25 protein-coding genes are annotated in these 26,686 nt (G+C 66.3%); 2 read left to right on the top strand and 23 right to left on the bottom strand.

Annotated features, from left to right (window positions below):
* Positions 1 to 345: 345 nt before the first annotated feature.
* Entirely contained in the window at positions 346 to 1,602 is a 1,257-nt protein-coding gene (gene murA / locus AC4LGL_RS33190) for a UDP-N-acetylglucosamine 1-carboxyvinyltransferase (RefSeq protein WP_054602914.1), read from the bottom strand.
* A 97-nt stretch (positions 1,603 to 1,699) separates the two neighbouring features.
* Here murA and AC4LGL_RS33185 point away from each other — a divergent pair, with 97 nt between their 5' ends.
* Positions 1,700 to 2,278 carry a cob(I)yrinic acid a,c-diamide adenosyltransferase gene (locus tag AC4LGL_RS33185; protein WP_491842472.1) on the top strand — a complete coding sequence of 193 codons (579 nt, stop codon included), beginning with the start codon at positions 1,700 to 1,702 and terminating at the stop codon, positions 2,276 to 2,278.
* A 2-nt stretch (positions 2,279 to 2,280) separates the two neighbouring features.
* On the opposite strand, the gene AC4LGL_RS33180 is transcribed toward AC4LGL_RS33185, so the two are convergent.
* From AC4LGL_RS33180 to fadD1, 16 genes are all read right to left on the bottom strand, one after another.
* Positions 2,281 to 2,727: a DUF2550 domain-containing protein gene (locus tag AC4LGL_RS33180; RefSeq protein WP_064884241.1), complete on the bottom strand. Its 447-nt coding sequence runs from the start codon at positions 2,725 to 2,727 to the stop codon at positions 2,281 to 2,283.
* Positions 2,728 to 2,742: 15 nt separating this feature from the next.
* Positions 2,743 to 3,108, bottom strand: coding sequence for a F0F1 ATP synthase subunit epsilon (locus AC4LGL_RS33175; protein ID WP_491842471.1), 366 nt, complete (start codon positions 3,106 to 3,108; stop codon positions 2,743 to 2,745).
* Positions 3,109 to 3,171: 63 nt separating this feature from the next.
* Entirely contained in the window at positions 3,172 to 4,599 is a 1,428-nt protein-coding gene (gene atpD, locus AC4LGL_RS33170) for a F0F1 ATP synthase subunit beta (RefSeq protein WP_044519623.1), read from the bottom strand.
* 41 nt (positions 4,600 to 4,640) lie between these two features.
* Positions 4,641 to 5,564 (bottom strand): F0F1 ATP synthase subunit gamma, encoded by a 924-nt coding sequence (locus AC4LGL_RS33165; protein ID WP_491842470.1) that lies wholly within the window; start codon positions 5,562 to 5,564, stop codon positions 4,641 to 4,643.
* Between the two features lie 7 nt (positions 5,565 to 5,571).
* Positions 5,572 to 7,221, bottom strand: coding sequence for a F0F1 ATP synthase subunit alpha (atpA, locus tag AC4LGL_RS33160; protein WP_491842469.1), 1,650 nt, complete (start codon positions 7,219 to 7,221; stop codon positions 5,572 to 5,574).
* Positions 7,222 to 7,305: 84 nt separating this feature from the next.
* Positions 7,306 to 8,643, bottom strand: a complete 1,338-nt coding sequence (locus AC4LGL_RS33155) for a F0F1 ATP synthase subunit B/delta (protein ID WP_491842468.1) — start codon at positions 8,641 to 8,643, stop codon at positions 7,306 to 7,308.
* Complete coding sequence (locus AC4LGL_RS33150) at positions 8,644 to 9,159, bottom strand: F0F1 ATP synthase subunit B (RefSeq protein ID WP_491842467.1); 516 nt, start codon at positions 9,157 to 9,159, stop codon at positions 8,644 to 8,646. It abuts the gene before it with no gap.
* Positions 9,160 to 9,168: 9 nt separating this feature from the next.
* Positions 9,169 to 9,429 (bottom strand): F0F1 ATP synthase subunit C, encoded by a 261-nt coding sequence (locus AC4LGL_RS33145; RefSeq protein WP_003888102.1) that lies wholly within the window; start codon positions 9,427 to 9,429, stop codon positions 9,169 to 9,171.
* Positions 9,430 to 9,517: 88 nt separating this feature from the next.
* Positions 9,518 to 10,294 (bottom strand): F0F1 ATP synthase subunit A, encoded by a 777-nt coding sequence (atpB, locus tag AC4LGL_RS33140; protein ID WP_491842466.1) that lies wholly within the window; start codon positions 10,292 to 10,294, stop codon positions 9,518 to 9,520.
* Positions 10,295 to 10,304: 10 nt separating this feature from the next.
* On the bottom strand, positions 10,305 to 10,751 hold the full coding sequence (locus AC4LGL_RS33135; RefSeq protein ID WP_463807160.1) for an ATP synthase subunit I: 447 nt from the start codon (positions 10,749 to 10,751) through the stop codon (positions 10,305 to 10,307).
* Positions 10,752 to 11,017: 266 nt separating this feature from the next.
* Complete coding sequence (locus tag AC4LGL_RS33130; RefSeq protein WP_491842465.1) at positions 11,018 to 12,265, bottom strand: glycosyltransferase family 4 protein; 1,248 nt, start codon at positions 12,263 to 12,265, stop codon at positions 11,018 to 11,020.
* Between the two features lie 7 nt (positions 12,266 to 12,272).
* Positions 12,273 to 12,935 carry an L-threonylcarbamoyladenylate synthase gene (locus AC4LGL_RS33125; RefSeq protein ID WP_491842464.1) on the bottom strand — a complete coding sequence of 221 codons (663 nt, stop codon included), beginning with the start codon at positions 12,933 to 12,935 and terminating at the stop codon, positions 12,273 to 12,275.
* Positions 12,936 to 12,965: 30 nt separating this feature from the next.
* Positions 12,966 to 13,811: a peptide chain release factor N(5)-glutamine methyltransferase gene (prmC, locus tag AC4LGL_RS33120; RefSeq protein WP_491842463.1), complete on the bottom strand. Its 846-nt coding sequence runs from the start codon at positions 13,809 to 13,811 to the stop codon at positions 12,966 to 12,968.
* Positions 13,808 to 14,911, bottom strand: a complete 1,104-nt coding sequence (prfA, locus tag AC4LGL_RS33115; RefSeq protein ID WP_491842462.1) for a peptide chain release factor 1 — start codon at positions 14,909 to 14,911, stop codon at positions 13,808 to 13,810. The genes prmC and prfA overlap by 4 nt, the downstream gene beginning before the upstream one ends.
* 88 nt (positions 14,912 to 14,999) lie before the next feature.
* Positions 15,000 to 15,242 (bottom strand): 50S ribosomal protein L31, encoded by a 243-nt coding sequence (rpmE, locus tag AC4LGL_RS33110; RefSeq protein ID WP_019344296.1) that lies wholly within the window; start codon positions 15,240 to 15,242, stop codon positions 15,000 to 15,002.
* Positions 15,243 to 15,440: 198 nt separating this feature from the next.
* Positions 15,441 to 17,054, bottom strand: coding sequence for a fatty-acid--CoA ligase FadD1 (fadD1, locus tag AC4LGL_RS33105; protein ID WP_491842461.1), 1,614 nt, complete (start codon positions 17,052 to 17,054; stop codon positions 15,441 to 15,443).
* A gap of 125 nt (positions 17,055 to 17,179) precedes the next feature.
* Between fadD1 and AC4LGL_RS33100 the strand changes: the two genes are divergently transcribed.
* Entirely contained in the window at positions 17,180 to 17,785 is a 606-nt protein-coding gene (locus AC4LGL_RS33100; RefSeq protein ID WP_491842460.1) for a TetR/AcrR family transcriptional regulator, read from the top strand.
* Between the two features lie 51 nt (positions 17,786 to 17,836).
* Here AC4LGL_RS33100 and rho read toward each other — a convergent pair whose 3' ends face one another.
* The 6 genes from rho to argS all read right to left on the bottom strand — a co-directional run bounded on the left by rho (position 17,837) and on the right by argS (position 26,610).
* On the bottom strand, positions 17,837 to 19,858 hold the full coding sequence (gene rho / locus AC4LGL_RS33095) for a transcription termination factor Rho (protein WP_491842459.1): 2,022 nt from the start codon (positions 19,856 to 19,858) through the stop codon (positions 17,837 to 17,839).
* 312 nt (positions 19,859 to 20,170) lie between these two features.
* A complete protein-coding gene (gene thrB, locus AC4LGL_RS33090) occupies positions 20,171 to 21,118 on the bottom strand; it encodes a homoserine kinase (protein ID WP_491842458.1) in 948 nt (315 codons plus the stop codon).
* Positions 21,119 to 21,123: 5 nt separating this feature from the next.
* On the bottom strand, positions 21,124 to 22,224 hold the full coding sequence (gene thrC, locus AC4LGL_RS33085; RefSeq protein WP_055116187.1) for a threonine synthase: 1,101 nt from the start codon (positions 22,222 to 22,224) through the stop codon (positions 21,124 to 21,126).
* Positions 22,221 to 23,543: a homoserine dehydrogenase gene (locus AC4LGL_RS33080; RefSeq protein ID WP_491842457.1), complete on the bottom strand. Its 1,323-nt coding sequence runs from the start codon at positions 23,541 to 23,543 to the stop codon at positions 22,221 to 22,223. Before AC4LGL_RS33080 ends, thrC begins: the two co-directional genes overlap by 4 nt.
* On the bottom strand, positions 23,540 to 24,964 hold the full coding sequence (lysA, locus tag AC4LGL_RS33075; RefSeq protein ID WP_491842456.1) for a diaminopimelate decarboxylase: 1,425 nt from the start codon (positions 24,962 to 24,964) through the stop codon (positions 23,540 to 23,542). Before lysA ends, AC4LGL_RS33080 begins: the two co-directional genes overlap by 4 nt.
* Positions 24,961 to 26,610 carry an arginine--tRNA ligase gene (gene argS, locus AC4LGL_RS33070; protein WP_491842455.1) on the bottom strand — a complete coding sequence of 550 codons (1,650 nt, stop codon included), beginning with the start codon at positions 26,608 to 26,610 and terminating at the stop codon, positions 24,961 to 24,963. The genes lysA and argS overlap by 4 nt, the downstream gene beginning before the upstream one ends.
* Positions 26,611 to 26,686: the final 76 nt, after the last annotated feature.

The following is a 26,686-nucleotide window of genomic DNA, read 5'->3' as shown; positions in this document are numbered from 1 at the left end:
CGGGAAAAAGAGCGTGGCCAAAAACAACAAACAAAAACCACCAAACACACTATTGAGTTCTCAAACAACAGGCTTTTCTGCTTTGTCACCCTGTTTTGGGGCAACCCCACCAGCTTAATCTGAATCTTGCCGGCAAGTCAAATTGCTTCATTTTGGCTTATTTCATCCGGTCTGAGGCAACCTCGCCAGCTTAGTACGATCTCGGCTGGCTTGTCAAGTCGCTCTGGCCCGGGGTGTTTCACCCGCTCCGCGGCGACTTCAAAAGATTAGCGCGCGCCTGCCTTCAAGGTCAAATCGGCTGGTCAGCACGATTTCGAGGCTGAAAGACAGGCTCGGACGTGCTGCTTAGGAGCCTACTCTTTCGATCTCGGCCCCGAGGCTCAACAGGTTTTCCACGAACAACGGATATCCGCGGTCGATGTGGAACACGTCGTGAACCTCGGTTTCGCCGTCGGCGACCAAGCCGGCGAGCACCAGGCCGGCGCCGGCCCGGATATCCGAGGACCACACGGGAGCGCTCGACAGCTGCGGGATCCCCCGCACCACCGCATGGTGCCCGTCGGTCCGCGCGTCGGCGCCCAACCGGATCATCTCCTCGACGAACCGGAAGCGCGCTTCGAACACGTTCTCGGTGATCATCGATGTGCCGTCGGCCACCGCGGCCAAGCCGATGGCCATCGGCTGCAGGTCGGTCGGGAAACCCGGGAACGGCAGCGTCGCCACGTTCACCGCTTTGGGACGCTCGTACTGGACCACCCGGAAACCGTCGTCGTTCTGGGTCACGGTGGCGCCGGCGTCGTGCAGCTTGTGCAGGACCAGCTGCAGGTGCTGGGGGTCCACGCCGGTCACCGAGATGTCCCCGCGCGTCATCGCCGCCGCTATCCCCCACGTGGCTGCCACGATCCGGTCACCGATCACCCGGTGTTGCGTGGGGTAGAGCCGGTCGACACCGGTGATCGTCAGCGTCGACGTCCCGGCTCCGCTGACCTTGGCGCCCATCTGGTTGAGCATCGCGCAGATGTCGACGATGTCGGGTTCGCGCGCCGCATTGTGGATCGTGGTGACACCTTCAGCCAGCACCGCGGCCATCAGGATGTTCTCGGTCGCCCCCACTGACGGGAACTCCAGCTGGATCTCGGCGCCCCGCAGATGATCGGCCTCTGCCACCACACAGCCGTGCTCGATGTTGCAGGTCGCGCCCAGCTGACGTAACCCGGCCTGGTGCATATCCAGCGGCCGCGACCCGATCGCGTCACCGCCTGGCAGCGCGACCTTCGCTTTCTTGCAGCGTCCGACCAGTGGTCCCAGCACGCAGACCGAGGCGCGGAACTGGCGGACCGCCGCGAAGTCGGCGTCGTACTTCGGTTCGTCGGGCGACGTGATCCGGACGGTGTCACCGTCCAGCTCGACCGTCGCACCCAACCCCCGCAGCACCTCCGCCATCAGCGGCACGTCCAGGATGTCGGGGCAATTGGTGATCGTGCTGGTGCCCTCGGCCAGCAATGAGGCCGCCATCAGTTTCAGCACACTGTTCTTTGCCCCACCGACAGCAACTTCGCCTGATAACCGGTTTCCTCCGGTCACCAAGAAACGCTCGCTCACGCCGGTCAGTGTAGACAGCCTGCCGTCGAGTTTCCGCCTGCTCGGACAGATCCGCCGAGCCCGGCGGGCTCGTCCTCAATCCCGGTACGGTTCAGCTATGGCTGTTCATCTCACCCGTATCTATACCCGCACCGGCGACGACGGCACGACCGGGCTGAGTGATTTCAGCAGGGTTTCCAAGAATGATTCGAGGTTGGCGGCCTACGCCGACTGTGACGAAGTCAACGCCTCCATCGGCGTCGCAGTGGCCCTGGGCGACCCCGATCAGCAAATCCTGCCGGTATTGCGCCAGATTCAGAACGACCTGTTCGACGCGGGCGCTGATCTGTCCACCCCCGTCGTCGAGAACCCCGAGTACCCACCGTTACGGATCGCCCAGGCCTACATCGACCGCCTGGAGAAGTGGTGCGACGAGTTCAACGAGGCGCTGCCTGCCCTGAACTCGTTCATCCTGCCCGGCGGCAGTCCCCTGTCCGCCCTGCTGCATGTCGCCCGGACAGTGGCTCGCCGAGCTGAACGGTCGGCATGGATCGCGGTGGATGAGCACGGTGAGTCGGTCAGCGTGCTGCCTGCGAAGTACCTCAACCGGCTGTCGGATCTGTTGTTCATCCTGTCGCGGGTCGCGAACCCGGAGGGGGATGTCCTGTGGAAGCCGGGCGGCGGAACCGAGAAATAGCTTCAGTAATTGCGGCGGCGAGCTCGCGGTGACGGCCGCGACTCAAGCCAAGAGGTGAACGCCGTGAGCGCGCCCCGGTCCAGGGCGATCTCATAGCCTTGGCGGCGTTCGGGGCTGGTATCGCGCAGTTCCAGAATCGCGATCTGATCGGTCATGATGTCGAACTCATCGCCACGTGGGAGTCGGCGCGACACCACTTCCAGGCCGCGCCGGCTCAACCGTCGATCAGGCCACCACCGCATGCTGGACAGCCGGTAGAACCCGGCCTCCCCACCGCGGTAGCGCATCACTCCGTGGCGCCAGCCACTACCGCCCTCGGCGGGAAAGTCACGCAGGATGGCTGCGGTTCCGCCAACCTGACGCAGCTTCCACAATCGGTAGCTCAGCGCTCCGACTGCCAGTAGCAGAACGCAGACGAGCGCGACCATGACAATCATGGGCGCGCTCATCTGTCGTCTCTGTCGTCAGTCGATCTGGCCGAGAGCGCGCAGGCGCGCCCGACCCCATGCCGCTGTCTGCTCGTCGTCGGACTCCGCATCCCGCTTGGCGGAGTCCGCGTCGATCTCGGATTCGAACTCAGCGTTCTCCACCAGGATGCGAACCGTCTCCTCCGTCACCGACAGGAAACCGCCGTCGACGGCGATCCGCAGATCGTCTTCGCCTTCACGCTCGACCCGCACCATGGCGTCGTCGACGAGCTCAGCGACCAACGGGATGTGCCGCGGCAGGATGCCGATCTCACCAGCGGTGGTCCGGGTGAAGACGAACGTAGCGGTGCCGGACCAGAGCTCACGCTCGACGGCAACGATCTCGACGTTCAAATCAGCCATGTCACACCACCTCTCGAATAGGAAGGCTCAACTCAACCCATTGGTTCTTCGCGCAAGCGCTCATCACAGCTTGGCGCCGAGGCTTTCGGCCTTCTTCGCCAGGTCATCCAGACCACCGATGAGGAAGAACGCCTGCTCGGGCAGGTGATCGAACTCGCCCTTGGCCAGCTTGTCGAAGGCCTCGATGGTCTCCTTGAGCGGCACGGTCGAACCCGGCTGGCCGGTGAACTGCTCGGCCGCCATCATGTTCTGGCTCAGGAAGCGCTCGATCTTACGGGCGCGGTACACCAGCACCTTGTCCTCTTCCGACAGCTCGTCGATACCGAGGATGGCGATGATGTCCTGAAGATCCTTGTAGCGCTGCAGGATGCGGATGACTTCCTGGGCGACGCGGTAGTGCTCGTCGCCGACGACGCTGGGGTGCAGGATCGTCGAGGACGAGGCCAGCGGGTCCACAGCGGGGAAGATGCCCTTGGAGAACACCGCACGCGAAAGCTCGGTGGTGGCATCCAGGTGGGCGAACGTGGTGGCAGGCGCCGGGTCGGTGTAGTCGTCGGCGGGCACGTACACGGCCTGCATCGAGGTGATGGAGCGACCACGGGTCGAGGTGATGCGCTCCTGCAGCTCACCCATCTCGTCGGCCAGCGTCGGCTGGTAACCCACGGCCGAAGGCATACGACCCAGCAGGGTCGAAACCTCGGAACCGGCCTGGGTGAACCGGAAGATGTTGTCGATGAAGAGCAGCACGTCCTGGTTCTGCTCGTCACGGAAGTACTCGGCCATGGTCAGGGCCGACAGGGCGACGCGCATACGGGTGCCTGGCGGCTCGTCCATCTGACCGAACACCAACGCGGTGTCCTTCAGCACGTTGGCGTCGGCGAGCTCGACCCACAGGTCGTTGCCCTCACGGGTGCGCTCACCCACGCCGGCGAACACCGAGGTACCACCGAAGTTGCGGGCGATACGGTTGATCATCTCCTGGATCAGAACCGTCTTACCCACACCGGCGCCACCGAACAGGGCGATCTTGCCGCCACGCACGTACGGCGTGAGCAGGTCGACGACCTTCAGACCGGTCTCCAGCATCTCGGTGCGGGGCTCCAGGTCGGCGAAGGCCGGCGGCTTGCGGTGGATCGACCAGTGATCGAAGTCCTTGCCGTAGCCGGGCTCATCGAGGCAGTCACCGAGGGCGTTGAACACGTGGCCCTTGACGCCGTCGCCGACCGGCACGGAGATCGAGGCGCCGGTGTCGCGGACGTCGGTGCCACGCACCAGGCCATCGGTGGGCTGCATCGAGATGCAGCGCACCAGGTTGTCGCCGAGGTGCTGGGCAACCTCGAGCGTCAGGGTCTTGGCGAGCGCGCCGTAGGTGATGTCGGCGTGCAGCGCGTTGAACAGCTCGGGCACGGCACCGCGCGGGAATTCAATATCCACCACCGGGCCGGTGATGCGGACTACGCGGCCCGCGGTCTTCTCTGCAGTAGCAGTCATTCTCTCTTCGCTTTCCTACGAGGCTTTCGTCTTTGGTCCGGCTAGCGCGCGTCGGCCAGCGCGTTCGCGCCGCCCACGATCTCGCTGATTTCCTGGGTGATCTGCGCCTGACGTTCGCGGTTGGCCGCGAGCGTGAGTGCCTTGATCAGATCGTCGGCGTTGTCGGTGGCCGACTTCATGGCGCGCCGGCGCGAAGCCGACTCCGAGGCCGCCGCCTCCAGCAGTGCCGCGTACACGCGGGTTGCGATGTAGCGCGGCAGCAGCGCGTCGAACAGGTCCTCGGCATTCGGCTCGAACGAATACAGCGTGTGCGGACCGGCTTCCGGCTCGCCGACGTACTCGACGACCAGCGGTGCAATCCGATGCGCCACTGCGGTCTGCGAGAGCATCGACCGGAACTCGGTGGACACGATGTGCAGTTCGTCGACGCCCAGGATGCCGTCCGCTCCGGCGTCGTCGCCTTCGTCGTCGGCACCGGACATGAACGCCGTCACCAGGGTGTCGGCGATCTCCCTGGCGTTGGTGTACTCGGGACGCTCCGAGAAGCCGGTCCAGGATTCGACGACCGCACGCTGACGGAAGCTGTAGTAGCCCAAGGCCTTTCGACCGACGACGTAGAGCACCGGCTCCTTGCCCTCTTCCCGCAGCAGCGAGAAGAGTTCTTCGGCCCGGCGCAGCACGTTGGCGTTGTAACCGCCGCAGAGACCGCGGTCCGAGGACACCACGAGCACACCGGCCCGCTTGGGGTTCTCCCGCTGAACGAGCAGCGGGTGGTCCAGCGCGCTGGCACCGGCAAGCTCGGTGAGCATGTTGGTGATCTCGGTGGAGTAGGGCCGGGCCGCATCGACCCGGGCCTGCGCCTTGGCGATCCGCGACGTGGCGATCAGCTCCTGTGCCTTCGTGATCTTCTTGATCGACGAAGCGGAGCGGATACGCCCGCGTAGCTCGCGAAGTGTGGCTGCCATTGGTTACCTAGGCCTTCTTCGGAGCCGGCTTGCGGACCTTGACCGATTCCTTCTCCAGGTCCTCGGGATTCAAGGCTTCGGCCTCGGCGTCCTTCACGACCACGGAGCTGCCGTCGGTGGCGGCGAAGCCCTTCTTGAACTCGTTGATGACCGAGACCAGCTTCTCCTCAGCCTCCTCGGAGAGCTTCTTGGTCTCCTTGATGCTCTTGAGGATGTCGGAGTGGCTGGCCTTGACATGCTCCAGCAGCTCGTCGACGAAGCGGGTGACGTCCTCGGCCGGAACCGAATCCAGGTGGCCCTGAGTACCGAGGAAGATCGAGACGACCTGATCCTCGACTGCCAACGGGCTGTACTGCGCCTGCTTGAGCAGCTCGACCAGGCGGACACCACGATCCAGCTGGGCCTTGGAAGCCGCATCCAGGTCGGAGGCGAAGGCCGCGAAGGCCTCCAGCTCGCGGTACTGCGAGAGATCCAGACGCAGCGAACCCGCGACCTCTTTCATGGCCTTGATCTGCGCGGCGCCACCGACGCGGGACACCGACACACCGACGTTGACGGCCGGTCGCACACCCTGGTTGAACAGGTCGGACTCCAGGAAGCACTGGCCGTCGGTGATCGAGATGACGTTGGTCGGGATGAACGCCGAGATGTCGTTGGCCTTGGTCTCGATGATCGGCAGACCCGTCATCGAACCACCGCCGAGTTCGTCGGACAGCTTGGCGCAACGCTCCAGCAGACGGGAGTGAAGGTAGAAGACGTCGCCGGGGAACGCCTCGCGGCCCGGCGGGCGGCGCAGCAGCAGCGAGATGGCGCGGTAGGCGTCGGCCTGCTTGGAGAGGTCGTCGAAGACGATCAGCACGTGCTTGCCGTCGTACATCCAGTGCTGGCCGATGGCCGAACCGGTGTAGGGCGCCAGCCACTTGAAGCCGGCCGGGTCAGAGGCGGGGGCCGCGACGATGGTGGTGTACTCCATCGCGCCGCCCTCTTCCAGCGCGCGCTTCACGCTGGCGATGGTGGTGCCCTTCTGACCGATGGCGACGTACACGCAGCGCACCTGCTGCTTGGGGTCGCCGGTCTCCCAGGCCTCACGCTGGTTGAGGATGGTGTCGACGCAGACCGCGGTCTTGCCGGTCTTGCGGTCACCGATGATCAGCTGACGCTGGCCACGGCCGATCGGGGTCATGGCGTCGATGGCCTTGATACCGGTCTGCAGCGGCTCGGACACGCCCTGGCGCTGCACCACCGAAGGGGCCTGCAGCTCGAGTGCACGGCGGGTCTCGGACTCGATGTCGCCCTGGCCGTCGATCGGCTGGCCGAGCGGGTTGACGACGCGACCGAGGAAGGCGTCGCCGACCGGCACCGAGAGCACCTCGCCGGTGCGCTTGACCTGCTGGCCCTCTTCGATCTTCTCGAACTCACCCAGGATCACGGCGCCGACGCTGTGCTCGTCGAGGTTCAGCGCCACACCCAACACACCGCCCGGGAACTCGAGGAGCTCCTGGGTCATGACCGAGGGCAGGCCCTCGACGTGAGCGATGCCGTCACCGGCATCGACGACGGTGCCGATCTCTTCACGCTCGGTGTCGGCGGAAAACGAGGATACGTAGTCCTCGATGGCACCTTCAATATCAGCAGCCGAGATTGTCAACTCTGCCATGGTTTTTCGTCTTCCTACCTTGTTCTTGGGGTGGTTCTGGGTTCGTGCCGGGGCTGGACTGTCGCTTCCTCGCGCAAGCGCTCGTCAGTCCGGCAGCTGGGTGGCCGCTGCGGCCAGTCGGGACGAGATCGAGCCGTCGATCACTTCGTCACCGACGGTGATCGACAGACCACCGAGCAGTTCCGGGTCGACGTGCAGCTGCACTGACACCGGATGTCCGTAGATGCGGGTGAGCACCTCGGACAGCCGGGTCCGCTGAGCATCGGTCAGGTCAGCCGCGGCGGTCACGTGAGCAACCACTTCGCCGCGGCGGGCGACTGCGAGTTCGGCGAGATCGATGACGGCCTCGTCGGCACGCTCACCGCGCAGCAGTCCCACAGTCTGGGCCAGCAGCGCCGCTGCCGTCCCGTTCCCACTCGCGTTACCGCCGAGCACCTTGTCCAGCAGGGCGACTCGTCCGTCGACCGGAGCGGTGTAGTCACTGAGCAGGGCCGAGAGTTTGGGCTCGGCGTCGAGCAGGCGGCCGAACCGGAACAGCTGGTCCTCCACCTCGTCGACCTCACCGGCGATCTCGGCGCGCCTGAGCAGCGCCAGACGCGCGGTGTGTTCGATGGCGTCGACCAGGTTCGCTTCGGTCGACCAGCGCTGCGAGACCGCGGTCCGCAGCACGTCCAGCGTGGTGTTGCCGACCTTGCCCGACAGCAGACGGTCGACCAGCTCGGCCTTGGCGCCATTCTCGTCGGTCGGCTCGGCCAGGTGCCGGTTCAGCGTCGACTCCGAAAGCAGCAGCCTGGCGACAGAGGCCAATTCCTCGGCCAGCGTGGTCAGCCCGTCGGCGTCCAGACCGTCGGCGACGGAGTCGAACTTCCCGACCACCACAGCCAGCGACTCGCGGCTGGCCGCGCGCAGCTTGGACGTGGCGGCGGTGTCGATCACCACGGCCGACGGCGCCATCTGGTCCAGCTCGGCGAGGAACCGGTCCACGGTGGCCGCCTGCGCGGCCGGGTCGGCCACGTGTGCCCGGACCAGTGCGTCGGCCTTGGCCACCGACTCCGATCCGAGACCGGTGCGCAGCTGGCGGATGAGCTGCTGGCGCATCAGCTGAACCTGCTGAGCGCCTTGGGCCTTGATCCGCTCGGCCTCGGTACCGGCCTGCTCGGCCAGCTGGGCGGTGATCCGCTCCGAGTCCTGCGAGGCCTCGTCGGTCACCTTGGTCGATTCGGCCTTGGCGTCGGCGAGTGCCTTGGCATGCATGTCATCGGCGTCGGCGAGCTTCTTGGCCGCGTCCGCGCTCTCGGCGAGCGCGACCCGCACGGCTTCCTGCTGCTTCTGCATCAGGCTCCGCACCGGCGGCACAACCCACTTGATGATGATGAATGCGATGACGGCAAAGCCGATCAGCTGTCCGATAAATATCGACATCTACTGCGTCCCACCTGATTTCACGTCGACGCCCAAAATTCGGCTGGCCAGGGTCTGCGAGAGTCCGTCCACCGAAGACTCCAGACCCGACCGCACACCGGCACCCTGGGCAGCAAGCTGCTCATCGGCCTGGCGCACAGTTTCGGCCACTTCGGTGCTCGCCTCGGCACGCTTGGCGTCGACCACCTCGCGACCCGCGGCGCGGGCCTCGTCACGGATTGCCGATGCCTGGGTACGAGCCCCGGCCATCGCCTCGTTGTAGTCGGCCTGTGCCGCGGCCACCTGCTCGGCCGACTTCCGGTTGTCGGCGGCGGTCTTCGCCAGCATCGCTTCGCGCTCTGCCAGTACCTTGCCGACCGGTGGCACAACCCATTTCGCGATCACAGCAAGTGTGATCAGGAAAATGATCAGCACGGCGAAGAAGGTGCCGTTGGGGACCAGGAAGTTGCTCTGGCCCCCACCGCCTTCCGCCGCTGCCTGGCTTGAAGCCAGGATCGTTGCGCTCAGTTCACCCATGCTGATGGACTACTGCAGGCCCGGGGTGGCGAAGACGAACAGCGCCATGAAGGCCAGGTTGATGAAGTACGCGGCCTCCACCAGACCGACGGTGATGAAGAACGGGGTGAACAGCCGGCCCTGGGCCTCGGGCTGCCGGGCGATGCCCGAGATCAGCGCGTTACCCGCGATACCGTCACCGATACCAGCGCCGATGGCGCCGCCACCCATGATCAAACCGCCACCGATCAGCGCGCCGGCCGTGATGAGGGCGTTGGGGTCGAGTTCCATTCCTTTTATCCTCCTTGATAACTGGTGGCTGTGCCGCCAGAGGTTCGTGTGCTGCAGTTGTAGGGATCAGATATGTGGATCAGTGAGCTCAATGGTCCTCGTGGTCCAGCTCCATCGACTGGCTGAAGTACAGGATCGTCAACAGCGAGAAGATGAATGCCTGAATCAGGCCGACGAACAGGTCGAAGGTCTTCCAGATCGCATTGGGTGCCCACTGGATGTACCAGGGGAACATCGCGATCAGGGCGACCAGGATGCCGCCGGCGAAGATGTTGCCGAAAAGACGGAGGGCCAGCGAGATCGGCTTGGCGATCTCTTCGACGATGTTGATCGGCGCCAGGAACGCGACGTGGCCCTTGATCACCTTGACCGGGTGGCCGATGATGCCGCGACGCCAGATACCGGCGGCGTGGTAGGCGAGGAACACGAACAGTGCGAGCGCCAGCACGAAGTTGATGTCGGAGGCCGGCGGCTTGTACCACTCGGCAGCGGCGCCGTCCGCTCCCCCGTACTGCAACGGCAGGACCGCCAGCCAGTTGGAGATCAGGATGAAGACGAAGATCGTCACCGCCAGCGGCAGCACGAAGGGGGCGACCTTCATACCGATCGAGCCCTCGATCTGCTGACGCATCTGGATGGTCAAGGCCTCCCAGAACAGCTGCACACCGCCCGGCACGCCGGTCGAGGTGACCTTGGCCCGCAGGACGAACGCCAGCGCGATCACGATCACCGCGGTGACCGCGGTGGCCAGGATGGTGTCGCCGTTGAACGTCATCCCGAACAGCTCGAACACCATCGTGTGGTGGCCGACGTGGATGGCAGCGCCACCCTCTTCGGCGGCGAGCACGGTCGTCGTCTGAGTCATATAGGTCAGCTCAACCCTTCGATTCCGTATCCAAGACATCCAGGCCGTTAGAGCGGATCTTCCGCAGCACGGGGATGCTGGTGCTCATCACCAGCAGAGCCTGGAAAATAGCCAGCCCGAACAGCACCGCGATGCCGTCGTGCTTCTTGAAGAAAAGTGCGATGCCGAGTGCGATCGCAGTGATGATTAGCAGCCGCGTCGCGGAGTTCACGGCCATCTTCTTCTTGAGCGGGTGATCCTCGGCCGTGATCGCCTCGACGGCCCGACGCACCAGCAGGGCGTTGATCAAGCCGAGGACCAGGCCGACACCGAAGAAGACGCCGAAGAAAATGTGTCCGATGAAACCGGCGGCCCCTACGGCCAGCCCGGTGAGGACGACGCAGACAATCAGCAGACGCAGTGGCCGGAAAGCCACCGACGGGAACACCAACGGCGCGTTCTGCGCTGGTGTCGTCACTGATTCACCCCAATCCCGCTGTCACGAAACGCTGCACCCTCGGAGATGCCAACGGTTGCTGCCCCCTGGCAAAACCCTGTGCGCGCCCGACGAGAATATCGGAGGGCGGCGGGCGGGCTCGATTCACCCACGGGGTAGCTCCCTTTGTCGGTCGTTGATCGGCACCTGACGGTTCGTCGAACCGAGGGGCCGGGCCGGCAACCCGCGAGGTTTTTCGGGTTCTGGCAGCACCCTAACACATGGTAGGCACCCCTAAACGTGGCCTACTACTTTTTGTCGTACTTCGCTTCGTGCTCGTCTTCGGACGCGTCATTCCCACGTTGCAACAGGGGTATCAGTGTCACCACGATGGCCACCACGATGGCGGCCGCGACGACCGCTCCGGTGTAGCGGGGATCGAAGAAAATCGTCGCTGCGGCACCGAAAGCGATGATGCCCACCCATAGGTAGATCAACAGCACGGCGCGGCGATGCGAGTGCCCGATCTGCAGCAGTCGGTGATGCAGATGCATCTTGTCGGGGCTGAGCGGACTCCGGCCGGCGCGGGTGCGACGCACGATGGCCAGCAACGTGTCCAGCGCTGGTACCAACATCACGGCGATCACCAGCAGGAACGGCGACATGAGCGCGAAAACATCGCGGGCGCCGTAGGCGTTCTGCGAGATCGGCCCGGCGGCCGTCGTCGACGCCGCACCCAGCATCAGGCCGATCAGCATCGATCCCGAATCGCCCATGAAGATCTTGGCCCGGTGGAAGTTGTGCGGCAGGAAGCCCAGACAGGCGCCCGCCAGCACCACCGAGATCACCGCGGGCGGATAGAACAGGACGTCGCCGCCGTGGTCCCGCAGCAGCCCGACCGAGAAGATGCAGATGGCCAGGGCCGTGATGAGTCCGAGCCCGGCGGCCAGACCGTCGAGACCGTCGACGAAGTTCATCGCGTTGACGATCGACACCGTCAGCGCGAGCGTCAGCAGGATCGAGGACACCTGGTCGAGCACGATGGTGCCCACTCCCCCGAACGGGATGTAGAGCACGCTCCAGGCCACGCCCATCGTGACCAGCACGCTCGCCGCGGTGATCTGGCCGGCGAATTTCGTCAGGGCGTCCAGCCCCCAGCGGTCGTCGATCAGCCCGATGGCCATGATCAGCCCGCCGGCGACCACGACCGCGGGCATACCGGTGGAGTAGACGAAACCTCGCGTGAGTGCCGGCAGTTGGGAAGCCAGCAATACCGCGGCGGCGACCCCGATGTACATCGCCAACCCGCCCATCCGCGGTATCGGCTGTACGTGGACATCGCGTTCCCGCGGGTAGGCGACGGCGCCGACCCGGATGGCCAGCACCCGCACCCAGCCGGTGGCGAAGTACGTGATGATCGCGGCGGTCAGTCCGACGAGCGCCAACTCACGCAGCGGAACACCGGCACCTCGGTCCGACAGAGCGAGAAGCCCGGAATTGACCGCGGGGATCACTACGTCACCGGCCGACATCACCGATGAACCGTACTGCAGCAAGCTGAGATCACTCCGTAGGTGTTGTTGTGAGCGTGGAGATTTCCACGCCGACGACCCTGGCGATGTCCGCCGCGCTGATCGGACCGGCGCGCAGGATGCGTGGCTGGATGCCGGTGAGGTCGACGATGGTGGACGCTGCCTGTTGTTCGGCGGGCCCGCCGTCCAGATAGACCTCCACCGTGTCGCCGAGTTGCTCGTGGGCCTGCGCTGCCGTCACCGCGGCCGGCTGACCCGAGACATTGGCACTGGACTGGGCCATGGGACCGACCTCGCGCAGGAGCTCGATGGCCACCGGGTGCATCGGCATCCGGAGCATGACGTTGCCGTTGGCATCCCCGAGGTCCCACTGCAGCGACGGTGCCTGCGTGACGATCAGGCTCAGTGCGCCCGGCCAGAATGCCCGGATCAACTCGCGGGCGGCCGGCGGCACCGAGTAAACGAGACCGTCGATGGTGTTCCACGAGCCGACGAACACGCCGACCGGCATGTTGCGGCCACGGCCCTTGGCCGCGAGGAGACTGCCGACGGCGTCGCGATCGAAGGCATCCGCACCGATCCCGTAGACGGTGTCGGTCGGCATCACCACCAATCGGCCGCCCTTCACCGCGCTGATCGCCGAGGCGATGCCGGTCGCACGCTGATCAGCGTCGGTGCAGTCGAAGATCGTCATGTCGGCTCCCCGGTCGGTGCGCGCATCAACTCAGCTTCTCCCAATCCTCGTCGCCGTCACAAAGCGGGGTCGTCCGGCGAGGTCGCGGCGCGCGGTGACCTCGGTGAAGCGACCGTCGTCGACGAAGGCCCCGACCGACAGCTCGGAAGTGGTGTCGTCGTGCTCGACGGCGCAGGACGCACCATCGCGCAACCACCGGGCGGCGAGTGTGACGATCGGCCGGATCACCGACATACCGTCGGGGCCACCGAACGATGCGGTCGCGGGATCATGTTCGGCCACTTCGGGTTCCAGGACCGCGGCCTCGGGGATGTAGGGCGGGTTGGACACCAGCAGATCCACCCGCCCATCGAGTTCGGGCAGCAGGCCGGGCGCGGTGACATCGGCGTCCACTACCTCGACGCGCGTACCGGCGGCGTTGCGCCGCGCGAACTCCAGGGCCGCGGGCGAGTTCTCGACGGCGAGCACGCGGGCGTCGGGCCATCGTGCGGCCAGCGCCAACGCCAGCGCACCCGAGCCCGTGCACAGGTCGACGATCAACGGGTCGCCGGGCAGTTGCCGCGTGCAGGCCCATTCGAGCAGCGCCTCGGTTTCGGGCCGCGGGATGAACACACCAGGCCCGACCGCGAGCGTCAGCGGGCCGAACGGCGCCGTACCGATCAGATGTTGCAGCGGAATCCGACGGGACCGGGCGGCCACGAGTTCGTCGTAGGCCTCGTGGAACTGTTCATCGGCGTCGTCGAGGAACATCAGCCGACCCCGGTCGACACCCGCCACGTGCGCGGCCAGCAGCTCTGCGTCGATGCGCGGGGACGCGACGCCCGCGGCAGCGAGCCGTGCCGTTGCGGCTTGGACCGCCTGCCGCACCGGGGTCATGTCTGCTGCTGCAGCCGGGCCTGTTTGTCGGCGGTACCCAGCGCGTCGAGCAGCGCATCCATGTCTCCGTCGAGCACCTGGTCGAGGTTGTGCGCCTTGAAGTTGATGCGGTGATCCGCGATCCGGTTCTCGGGGAAGTTGTAGGTGCGGATCCGTTCGCTGCGGTCGACCGTGCGGATCTGGCTGGCCCGGTCTGCCGATGCGTCCGCCGACGCCTGTTCTTCGGCCAGTGCCTGCAGTCGAGCGGCGAGCACCACCATGGCCCTGGCCTTGTTCTGCAGCTGCGAGCGCTCGTTCTGGCAGGTCACGACGATGCCGGTGGGCAGGTGCGTGATGCGGACCGCGGAGTCGGTCGTGTTGACGCCCTGACCGCCCTTGCCCGAGGACCGGTAGACGTCGATGCGCAGGTCGGACTCGTCGATCTGCACCTGCTCGACGTCCTCTGGTTCGGGGTAGACGAGGACGCCGGCCGCCGACGTGTGCACCCGACCCTGTGACTCGGTGACCGGAACGCGTTGCACGCGGTGGACCCCGCCCTCGAACTTCATCCGCGACCACACGCCGTCGGCGGAATCGCCCTTGCTGGCGATGGTGATGGTGGCGTCCTTGTAACCGCCCAGGTCCGACCAGGTCTCGTCGAGCACGGTGACGGTCCAGCCGTGACGTTCGGCGTAACGGATGTACATGCGGGCCAGATCGGCGGCGAACAGTGCCGACTCCTCCCCACCTTCCCCGGACTTGACCTCAAGCACGATGTCGTCGGCGTCGTGGGGATCCCGGGGCGCCAGCTGATCCGTCAGCTGCGCATCGAGTTCGGCGACCTTCGTGGTCAGCTCGTCCACCTCGTCGGCGAAGCTGGCGTCGTCGGCGGCGAGCTCGCGAGCGGCTTCCAGGTCACCGCGGGCGGCTTCGAGCTTGCGGTAGGTCCCCACCACGGGCGAGATCTGGGCGAACCGCCGGCCCACCTTGCGGGCGGCGGAGGCGTCGGCGTGCAGGTTGGGGTCGGCGAGCTGACGCTCCAGGTCAGCGTGCTCAGCGAGCAGCGCCTCGATTGCTCTCCCCGGCTGAGCCGGGAATCCAGCAGAAGCGGTATCCGTCACGTCATCCTCCTGTCCCAACTCGTTCCTGGAAACGAAAACAGCGCCCAGATCTGACGCAAATGCGACAGATCGGGCGCCGTTGACGTAGCTACTTGTCGGCTGCGGCAGCCTGATCACCGGCAGGCTTACGCTTGCCGTACCGCTTCTCGAAGCGGGCCACGCGGCCGCCGCTGTCGAGGATCTTCTGCTTGCCGGTGTAGAACGGGTGGCACTGCGAGCAGACCTCGACCACGATCTGGCCGCTCTGCTTGGTGCTACGGGTCTGGAAGGTATTGCCGCAACCACAGTGCACCGTGGTCTCGACATACTCAGGATGAATGCCTGTTTTCATGGGTTCCTCTTCAATCGTTGGCCCGGGTCGCCCGAAATTCAGATGGACGTGAACCGGGACCGAGGGTCGGCGGTCCATTATGCCAGGTCAACCGCCAACAGCCTAAACGCGGGATGACCGGCCGGTATTCCTGGACCCTGGCAACGCGCAGATCACGCCGATGCAGGCAGATGCCGTTGATCGCTGGCGAGATTGCGCTCAGGGACAAGTCTGGCCCGAATCTTGTCCCTGAGCGCAATCTCGGTCCGCTGCGGCGATGGCCGCGGGTTGGAACGTGCGACCGGTCCGCTTCCAGAGCACCCGACCGGCCGGATCGGCGCCGAGGGCAACCAGTTCACGCTTGAGAATCTTGTTGGTCGCGGTGCTGGGCAGATCGTCGGCGATCCAGACGTAGCGCGGCCAGGATTTCGGCGACAGATCCTGCTGCTGCGCCAGGAATGCGCCGAACTCGTCGGGCGTCAGCGCCTGACCGTCGCGCAGCACGACGGCAGCCATCACCTGGTCACCGACGAACTCGTCGGGCACGGGATAGACCGCGACCCGGCTGATCACCGGCTGCCGCAACAAGATTCGTTCGATCGGCGCCGCGGTGATGTTCTCGCCGTCCACTCTCATCCAGTCCGCGGTGCGCCCGGCCAGGTAGATCCAGCCGTCGGGGTCGCGGTAGGCCAGATCGCCCGACCAGTACATGCCGTGGCGCAGCCGTTCATCGGTCGCGCCCTGATCGTTGTGGTAGCCGCGGAACATCCCGCTGCCGTTGGTGTTCACCAGTTCCCCGGTGGCGGCCTCGGCGTTGACCAGGGCACCGGTGGCATCGAATTGTGCGGCCGGGCACTCTTCGAGGGTCTCCGGGTCGTAGATCGCCACACCCGGGAAGCCCTGGCCGACGCTGCCGGCGGGGGTGCCCTCGGAACGGGTGATGATGATCGCCAGCTCCGTCGAGCCGAAGCCGTCCCAGACGCTGCATCCGAACCTGCGGCTGAATTCGTCGATGTCGCGGTCGGCGGCCTCGTTGCCGAATGCCACGCGCAGCGTGTTGTCGTGGTCGTCGGGTTGCTCGGCGGTGGCCAGGATGTAGGCCAGCGGCTTGCCGACGTAGTTCATGTACGTCGCGCCATAACGGCGGATGTCAGGGAGGAACCCCGACGCGGAGAACTGTGCCGGCGCCATGGCCGCGCCCGAGCTGAGCGCCACGCCCCACCCGGCGTACACCCCGTTCGAATGGAACAGCGGCATGGCCAGGTAGCAGGTGTCTGCCTCGGTCAGGCCGTACCGCTGCACCAGCGCGGCGGCGGAGAACAGCACGATGGAATGCGGCACCCGGACGGCCTTGGGCTCCCCGCTGGTACCCGAGGTGAAGATCATCATGAAGGTGTCGTCGGCCCCGACCTCGCGGTGCGGCGTGAGTTCCCGTGATGACCAGGCGGTATCCGATACGTCGATGACGGTGACGCCCGGCAGGTCGACGCCGTCGAGCAGCCCGCGATGGTGTTCGTCGACGAGGACGACCTGACATTCGACCCGGGCGATGTCGCGGGCCAGCGCATCACCCCGGCGGGTGTTGTTGATGCCGCACAGCACGTAGCCGCCCAGGGCCGCCGCCGCCAGCGCGGTCAGCATGTCGGGGGTGTTGCCCAGCAGGGTGCCCACATGGAGCGGACGCTGCGGCTCGGCGATCCCGATCAGGGTCGCGGCCTGGGCCTTCGCCTCGGCGATATGCTCGCGCCACGTCCAGGTCCGGTCGCCGTACTTGATGGCGACCGTGTCACCTGCTTCGCGTTCCCGGAGCAACTGCTGCAGCGTTTCGGCCATCCGATGAATCCCCAAGGGTCAGTGAACAGAATTAGAAAACTGTCTACCATGGTTCTGGCGCGACGGATACACGCTTGGCAGAATCATGTACCTAAGCCCAATCGGAAGACCAGGAGACACCACAGTTGACCAGCACCACGGCACCGCGCAGCGTGCGAGATCGACTGATCGACGCTGCCGAAGAATGCCTGCGGACCAAGGGCATTCGCGCGACCACTGTCTCTGAGGTCGCCGAGGCCGCCGGAGTGTCCCGCGGGTGGCTCTACCGCCATTTCCCGGACAAGGTGACGCTGCTGGGCGCTGTGATCGTGCGACTCAATGACACGTTCTGGTCGGAAGCCCAGGCCATGCTGGAGCAGATCGAGGGACTGGATCGCCAGATCGCCTGGGGTGTCGGCAATGGCCTGCGAGCCTACGACGATCCGGGCGCGGTACTGATGAAACTTCGCACCGACGAACCCGAGGAATTCGCCGCCTGCGCCGGGGCCGGCGTGCAGGGCATGATCCCCGACCTCGCCGAGTTCTGGTCGCCCTATCTGGCGGCCGCCCGCGACCGTGGCGAGGTGCGAGCCGACATCGACATCCCCGAAGCATCGGAATGGGTTGCGCGAGTATTGATCTCACTGGCGACCGTACCGGGGAACACGCTGGATCCCAGTGACGGGGACGCCGTCCTCGCGCAGGTGCGGCGGTATCTGATGCCCGGGCTACGCGCGGCGACAACTTCCTGACGGAACGCAAAAGGCCCCCGAAAATATCGGGGGCCTTTCACGTTGTCGTGCTTAGTCGACGTCCATCGAGCCGGGAGCGGTCTTCGAGACCTGCACCAGGAACTCGTAGTTGTTCTTGGTCTTGCGCAGCTGGCTCATCAGCAAGTCGATGGCCTGGTGGCTGTCGAGACCCGAGAGCACGCGGCGCAGCTTGTGCACGATGGCGAACTCGTCGGGGCTGAGCAGCAGCTCGTCCTTGCGGGTGCCCGACGGGTTGACGTCGACCGCGGGGAACACCCGGCGCTCGGCGATCTTGCGGTCGAGCTTGAGCTCGGCGTTACCGGTGCCCTTGAACTCCTCGAAGATCACGGTGTCACCGGTCGAACCGGTCTCGACCATCGCCGTGGCGATGATGGTCAGCGAGCCGCCGTGCTCGATGTTGCGGGCCGCGCCGAGGAACCGCTTCGGCGGGTACAGCGCGGTGGAGTCGACACCACCGGAGAGGATGCGGCCCGAAGCCGGCGACGCGTTGTTGTACGCGCGGCCCAACCGGGTGATCGAGTCCAGCAGCACCACGACGTCCTTGCCCTGCTCGACCAGGCGCTTGGCCCGCTCGATCGCCAGCTCGGCGGCCTGGGTGTGGTCTGACGGCGGACGGTCGAAGGTCGAGGCGATGACCTCGCCCTTCACCGAACGCTGCATGTCGGTGACCTCTTCCGGGCGCTCGTCGACGAGCACCACCATGAGGTGGCATTCCGGGTTGTTCTTGGTGATCGCGTTGGCGATGTCCTGCATGATCGTGGTCTTACCGGCCTTGGGCGGCGACACGATCAGGGCGCGCTGCCCCTTACCGATCGGCATGATCAGGTCGATCACGCGGGTGGTCAGTCGCTCGGGTGTGGTCTCCAGGCGCAGCCGCTGATTCGGGTACAGCGGGGTCAGCTTGGTGAAGTCGGGACGGTTCTTGGCCGCCTCGACGGGTCCACCGTTGACGCTGTCCAGACGCACCAGCGGGTTGAACTTCTGCCGCGGGTTCTGGCCCCCGCCGCCCTCACCCTCGCGGGGCACACGGACGGCACCGGTGACGGCGTCACCGCGGCGCAAGCCGTTCTTGCGGACCATGTTCATGGACACGTAGACGTCGTTCGGCCCGGCCAGGTAGCCTGAGGTGCGGACGAACGCGTAGTTGTCCAGCACGTCGAGGATGCCGGCGACCGGCTGGACGACGTCGTCCTCACGCAGCTCGGTCTCGTTACCGCCCTCGGCGCCACGCTCACCGCGCCGGCGACGGTCACGGTCACGGAACCGACGGCCGCGACGGCCCTGCCGGCCGTCCCCATCACCATCGTCATCGGCGTTGGCGTTGTTGCCGCCCCGGTTCTGCTGGTTGTCGGACTGATCGGACTGCTCGCGCCCCTGACCCTTGTCCTGCTTCTGGTCGCGGTCCTGCTTCTGGTCGCGCTTGTCGTCCTGCTTGTTGTCGGCCTTGTTGTCGGCCTTGGCCTCGCCCTTGTCAGCGTCGGACTGCTCGCGCTTGTCGCGCCGTTCCTGGCGTTCACGCTTGTCCTGCTTGGCAGGCTTTTCCTGCTGCTCGGCGGCCGGCTCAGCGTTCTTTGTCTCGGCCTTGACGGCCTCGGTGCCCGCGTCACCCTTACCGGCATCGGGCTTGCCTGCGTCGTCCTTGGCCGCGTCGTCCTTGGCCGCGTCGGCGACCGGCGCGCCGGCCTGGCGCGAGGAACCCCGACGCTCACGACGACGGGTCGCGGGCTGCTCAGCAGCCTCGGCACCGGCGTCGGGCTGGACGTCGGCGGCCGGCTTGGCCTCGGCGGCCGCACCGTTGGATTCACCACGATGGGCGCGAATAGCTGCGATCAGCTCACTCTTACGCAAACCGGACGCGCCTTCAACACCGATTTCCTTGGCCAGGGCACGCAGCTCAGGCAGCACCATGGTCGACAGCGACGCGGGCCGGGCGCTCGAAGCGCGCCGCGCGGCCGCGGTGTCAGTGGTCTCGGTGCTTTCAGATGTCACGGCGTTCGGCAAATCCCCAGTGCCGTTGGCATTGTCAGCCGTGAAGAGGTCCGTTTCTGTCACGGATTTCCTTTCTTTCCCTCACTCATCAGGTCGTGTGAGGGTTCCCCAAAGGTCGAAGCGCGTTCAGCTGAACCGCTGAGCGCGTAGCTCACACCGTCGCCTGCGCAACGGCGATCGCCCGGGTCCGCCGATATACGGCGAGCCGTCAGTCCACGAGTAGAACACAAGAAGATTGGGTGGTCGTCCTGGTGTCGACGCAGGCAGAGACCCTGCGAGTGCTGGACGAAAGCGAGAATAACTCGCTTTCGTGAAGTAATCAAGCAACGTCAACACTGGGCGTGTGGCGCTCGGCTCTTCTTGTGGCGCACATCGTCAGTTCCGGGCGGCCACACCCGACGTCCAGCGGACGCCCGTTCCGACCGACATCTCCCTGACGGTGAACCCGTGGGCAGTGCCGTAATCCACGGCCTCATCAGGCAGTCCTACCTGCGAACTCAGCCCCAGAACCGTTGGTCCGGCCCCGGACAGCACTGCTGCCACCCCATAACGCCGCAGCAACTGCAGGTATTCCGCGGAGGCCGGCATGGCCGCGGCGCGTTGTGGTTGATGCAACACATCCTGCGTAGCGGTCATCAGCAGATCCGGGCGCTCACTCAAGGCCACGACGAGCAGGGCCGCGCGGCTGACGTTGAATCGCGCATCGACGTGGCTGACCTGCTCGGGTAGCACCGCGCGGGTCTCTGCGGTGGACGACCGCTGCTGCGGAACCGCGGGGAACAGACGGATGTCCGGATGCACCCGCACCTGGGCTGCGCGGTAGCGCGGCCGCCCGTCGGCATCGGTCTCGGTCCAGGACACGACCGCCCCGCCCAGCACGGCCGCCGCGGCATTGTCCGGATGCCCCTCGAACTCACTGGACAGCTGAATCAGCTGATCCTCGGTCATCGGATCCGAACCAGCTTGGGCCACAAGACCATTGACCACAGCGAGGCCGCCGACGACGGCAGCGGCCGAAGATCCGAGCCCACGCGAATGTGGAATCTCGTTGCGGCAGCGCACGATCAGGCCAGCCGCACGATAGCCCGTGGCCTGCAATCCGGCTTCGATGGCGCGCACCACCAGATGTGTCGCATCGAGCGGAACTTGACCCGCACCCTCGCCCTCAACCTCCAGCTGTAGGCCGGATTCAGTTGTCTCGACGATGATTTCGTCGTAAAGGCTGAGCGCCAGCCCCAGGCTGTCGAAGCCCGGGCCGAGGTTTGCGCTGGAGGCTGCGACGACAGCAGTGGCCGTGAGCCCGGCGGGCAGGGTCTGATTCACCAGGCTCAGACCAGTCCGAGCTTGGCGACGACGGCGACCGGATCGACCGGCACCGCCGTGACGGTGGGCATGTCCTTGAGTGCGGTGTCGGGATCCTTGAGGCCGTTGCCGGTGACCGTGCAGACCACCGTGGAGCCACGCTTGACCCAGCCGTCCTCGATCGACTTCAGCAGACCGGCCACGCTGGCCGCCGACGCGGGCTCGACGAACACGCCCTCGTTGCGGGCGATCAGGTGGTACGCCGCGAGGATCTCTTCGTCGGTGGCAGCCAGGAATCGGCCCTTGGACTGCTGCTGGGCCTCGACGGCACCGGACCACGACGCGGGCGAACCGATGCGGATGGCGGTGGCGATGGTCTCGGGTTCCTTGACCGGCTCCCCCAGGACCAGTGGGGCAGCTCCGGCGGCCTGAGTGCCGAGCATGCGCGGCAGCCGGTCCGTCAGACCGTCGCGGTGGTACTCGGTGTAGCCCTTCCAGTAGGCGGTAATGTTGCCCGCGTTGCCCACCGGCAGAGCGTGCACGTCAGGTGCGGTGCCCAGCGCGTCGACGATCTCGAACGCGGCGGTCTTCTGCCCCTCGATGCGGTACGGGTTGACCGAGTTCACCAGGGCGATGGTCGGGAAGTCCGCAGTGATCTTGCGGGCCAGTTCCAGACAGTCGTCGAAGTTGCCGTCGACCTGGATGATCTTGGCGCCGTACATGACCGCCTGCGCGAGCTTGCCCATCGCGATCTTGCCCTGCGGGATCAGCACCGCACAGGTGATCCCGGCCTGAGCGGCATAGGCCGCCGCCGAGGCTGACGTGTTACCCGTGGACGCGCACAGCACGGCCTCCTGCCCACGCGCCAGGGACTCGGTGACCGCAACGGTCATGCCGCGGTCCTTGAAAGATCCGGTCGGGTTGAGCCCCTCGACCTTGAGATGCACTGTGCAGCCGGTGAGTTCACTCAGGCGCTTGGCATGGATGAGCGGCGTGCCGCCCTCGAGCAAGGTGATCGGCGTCCAGTTGTCGCCGACCGGAAGGCGATCTCGGTAGGCCTCGATCAATCCCGGCCAGGGCCGGTGCACCGGCCCTGCGCTGGTCTTTCCTTGCGTCCCGGGGTTCATGCGTTCGTTCCTTCCATACGCAGCACGCTGTTGATGGTCTGCACCGCGTCGAGATCGGCCAGCGCCTCGACGGTTTCCGAGAGCGCGGCATCGGTGGCCTGGTGGGTGACCACCACGATGCGGGCGCCGCAGGGCTGACCCTCCTCGTCGACCATGCCCTCCTGGCGCACCTCGGCGATGCTGACCTCGCGCTTGGAGAATTCTGCCGCCACCGCGGACAACACGCCTGGTTTGTCCGAGACGTTCATGTTGACGTAGTAGCGGGTGGGGATGAAGCCGATCGGGGCGATCGGCAGCTTGGCGTACTTGGACTCGCGCGGACCCCGGCCACCCTGGACCCGGTTGCGCGCGGCCATCACGACGTCGCCCATCACGGCCGACGCCGTCGGCGCGCCGCCAGCACCCTGGCCGTAGAACATCAGCCGACCGGCCGCCTCGGCCTCGACCACCACGGCGTTGAAGGCTCCGTTGACCGCGGCCAGCGGGTGCGTCAACGGCACCAGTGCCGGGTACACGCGTGCCGAAACACGTTGCTTGCCTTCGTCAGTGGTGAGCCGCTCGCAGATTGCCAGCAGTTTGATGGTGCAGCCCAGAGCCCGGGCGGACTCGAAGTCGGCCGCACTCACCTTGGTGATGCCTTCGCGGTAGACGTCGTCAGCGGTGACCCGGGTGTGGAAGGCGATCGAGGCGAGGATCGCGGCCTTGGCCGCGGCGTCGTAGCCCTCGACGTCGGCGGTGGGATCGGCCTCGGCATATCCCAGCGCGCTGGCATCGGCCAGTGCCGAGCTGTAATCGGCGCCGGTGCTGCCCATCTCGGACAGGATGTAGTTGGTGGTCCCGTTGACGATGCCGGCCACCCGCACCACCGTGTCGCCGGCCAGCGACTGGGTCAGCGGACGGATCACCGGGATCGCGCCGGCCACAGCAGCTTCGAAATACAGGTCGACACGAGCCTTTTCGGCGGCCTGCGCCAGTTCGCCGGTGGACTGGGCCATCAGTGCCTTGTTGGCGGTGACCACCGATTTGCCCTGCTCGAGGGCGGCCAGGATGGCCTTGCGGGCCGGCTTCACCGGGCCCATCAACTCGACCACGATGTCGACGTCGTCGCGCGACACCAGCTCGACGATGTCGTCGGTGAGCAGGTCCTTGGGCACGCCGCGGTCGCCGGAGACCTTGCGCACCCCGATGCCGCGCACCTCGAGTGGGGCGCCGATGCGGGCCGCGAGGTCAGCGGCGCTCTCGTTGATGATGCGCACCACTTCGCTGCCGACGTTGCCGAGCCCCAGTACCGCTACGCCGATGGGCTTCTCATCACTCATTGACCACTCACCTCCAGGCTCAAAAGATCCTCGACAGTCTCCCGCCGGAGCACCAGCCGCGACTTCCGGTCCTTCACGGCCACCACGGCGGGCCGGCACAGCAGGTTGTACCGGCTCGACATCGAATAGCAGTAGGCACCGGTGGCGGCGACGGCCAGCAGATCACCGGGCGCGATGTCGTCGGACACCCAGGTGTCGCGGACCACGATGTCGCCGGTCTCGCAGTGCTTGCCGACGATGCGCGCCAGAGTCGCGCCTGCGTCGCTGGTGCGGGACACCAGCCGGGCGTCGTACTCGGCGTCGTACAGCGCCGGGCGGATGTTGTCGCTCATACCGCCGTCGACGCTCACATAGCGTCGCTGTGCGGTGGCGCTGATCGCCACATCTTTCACCGTGCCGACCTCGTACAGGGTGACAGTCCCCGGTCCGGCAATGGCGCGGCCCGGTTCCACCACGAGCTTCGGGGTAGGCAGCCCGACGGCGGCCGATTCGCTGCGCACGATGGCCAGCAGTTTGTCGGCCAGCTCCTGCATCGGCGGCGGATCATCTTGCGGTACATAGGAAATACCCAAGCCACCACCGAGGTCGATGACCGACATCTGCGATGTCTTCTCGACACCGAATTCGGAGACGACGTCGCGCAGCAGGCCGATCACGCGGTGGGCGGCCACTTCGAATCCGGCCACGTCGAAGATCTGGCTACCGACATGGCAGTGCAACCCCACGAGGCGCAGGTTGTCTGTGGCGAACACCTTGCGTACCGCCTCCATCGCCGCACCGCTGGCCAGCGACAGGCCGAACTTCTGGTCTTCGTGGGCGGTGGAGATGAACTCGTGGGTGTGTGCCTCCACGCCCGGGGTCACCCGGACCAGCACGTCCTGGACGATGCCCGCCTCCCCGGCGACGCGGTCCAGGCGCTCGATCTCGATCAGGGAGTCGACCACCACATGCCCGACCCCGGCCTTGACAGCCGTGGTGAGCTCGGCGACGGATTTGTTGTTGCCGTGCAAGGTGATTCGCTCGGGCGGGAAGTCGGCGTGCAGCGCCACCGCCAGCTCTCCCCCGGTTGCGACGTCGAGCGACAGGCCTTCCTGGTTGACCCAGCGGGCGATCTCACTGCACAGGAACGCCTTGGCCGCGTAGTGCACGTAGTCCCCGCCACCGAAGGCTGCGGCGATGTCGCGGCAGCGCGACCGGAAATCGTCCTCGTCGATCACGAACAACGGGGTGCCGTATTCGGCGGCCAGATCGGTGACCGGTATCCCGGCGATCGACACCACGCCGCCGTCACCGCGAACCAGGTTGCGCGGCCACACGTTCGGCGCCAGCAGCAGGATCTCGTCAGGAGACTGCGGCTTGACGGGTGCACCGGCGTGGTGGATTTCTTCGGCGTGCCGGGGGCCGGCGGGGTGCGCGTTCACATGCGCTCCGGGGCGGTCACACCGAGGATGCCCAGACCGTTGGCGATCACCTGGCGGGTGGCCTCACACAGGGCGAGCCGGGCCGCGTTCAGGTCGCCCGCTTCCTCGTCGCCCTGCGGCAGCACGCGGCAGGCGTCGTAGAACCGGTGGTAGTCGCCGGCCAGGTCTTCCAGGTACCGGCACACGCGGTGCGGTTCCCGCAGTGCGGCAGCGGCTTTGAGCACCCGGGGGAACTCGCCCAGGTTGCGGATCAGGATGCCCTCTTTCTCGTGGGACAACAGATCCAGGTGCGCGGTGTCGGCGGTGACGCCGAGATCGGCGGCGTTGCGCGCCAGCGCGGACAGCCGGGCGTGCGCGTATTGCACGTAGTAGACCGGGTTTTCGCTGGACGCGCTGGACCACAGCGCCAGATCGATGTCGATCGAGGTATCCACCGAGGAGCGGATCAGCGAGTACCGGGCGGCGTCGACGCCGATGGCCTCGACCAGATCGTCGAGGGTGATGACGGTGCCCGCGCGCTTGCTCATCCGGACCGGCTGCCCGTCGCGGACCAGGTTGACCATCTGGCCGATCAGCACCTCGACGGTCGCGGGATCCTCGCCCAGTGCGGCCGCAACGGCCTTGAGCCGGGCGATGTAACCGTGGTGGTCGGCGCCGAGCATGTAGATGCACAGGTCGAACCCGCGCTCACGCTTGTCCAGGTAGTAGGCGATGTCGCCGGCGACATAGGCCGGGTTGCCGTCACTCTTGATGACGACGCGGTCCTTGTCGTCACCGAATTCGGTGGTGCGCAACCAGGTTGCGCCGTCCTTCTCGTAGATGCTGCCGGTCTCGCGCAGCTTGGCAATGGCCTGGTCGACGCGGCCGGAAGTGTGCATCGAGTCTTCGTGCGTGTAGACGTCGAAGTCGGTGCCGAACTCGTGCAGAGATTCCTTGATGTGGGTGAACATCAGGTCGACGCCGACCTCGCGGAACACTTCCTGTTGCTCGTCGGCGGGCAGGCTCATGACATCGGGGCGCTTGGCCTGCACGGAGGCGGCGATGTCGGTGATGTAGGCGCCGGCGTAGCCGTCCTCCGGCGCCGGCTCCCCCTTGGCGGCGGCGACCAGCGAGCGGGCGAACCGGTCGATCTGGGCGCCGTGGTCGTTGAAGTAGTACTCGCGGGTGACGTCGGCACCCTGCGTGGTCAGCAGCCGGCCCAGCGCGTCGCCCACTGCGGCCCAGCGGGTGCCGCCGATGTGAATGGGGCCGGTCGGGTTGGCCGAGACGAATTCGAGGTTGATCTTCTCGGCGAGCTCGGTGGAGTTGCCGTAGGCCGCGCCGGCGGTCAGCACGTTGGTGACGATGACGCCTTGCGCCGAGGCCTCGATGCGCAGGTTGACGAAGCCGGGGCCGGCGACCTCGGCGGCGGCGATGCCGTCGGCAGCGGTCAGGGCGGCGGCCAGCCAGCCGGCCAGCTCTCGCGGGTTGACGCCGACCTTCTTACCGAGCTGCAGCGCGAGGTTGGTCGCGTAGTCGCCATGCTCAAGGTTGCGCGGGCGCTCGACCGTGACGGTGTCGGGCAACGCGGCGGTGTCCAGGTCGTGTTCGGTCAGCACTGCGGCGGCAGTAGCCTTGAGCAGCTCTGCAAGGTCGGCGGGGGTCACGAGGGTCCATCCTATGGTCTGGGGTCCCCGCGCCCCGAATCCGTATTGACGCTTCCATGCGCTACGCTATGCAAGC

It is taken from the genome of Mycolicibacterium arcueilense, assembly GCF_058536225.1.
This window is presented reverse-complemented; position numbering and strand designations above follow the sequence as displayed.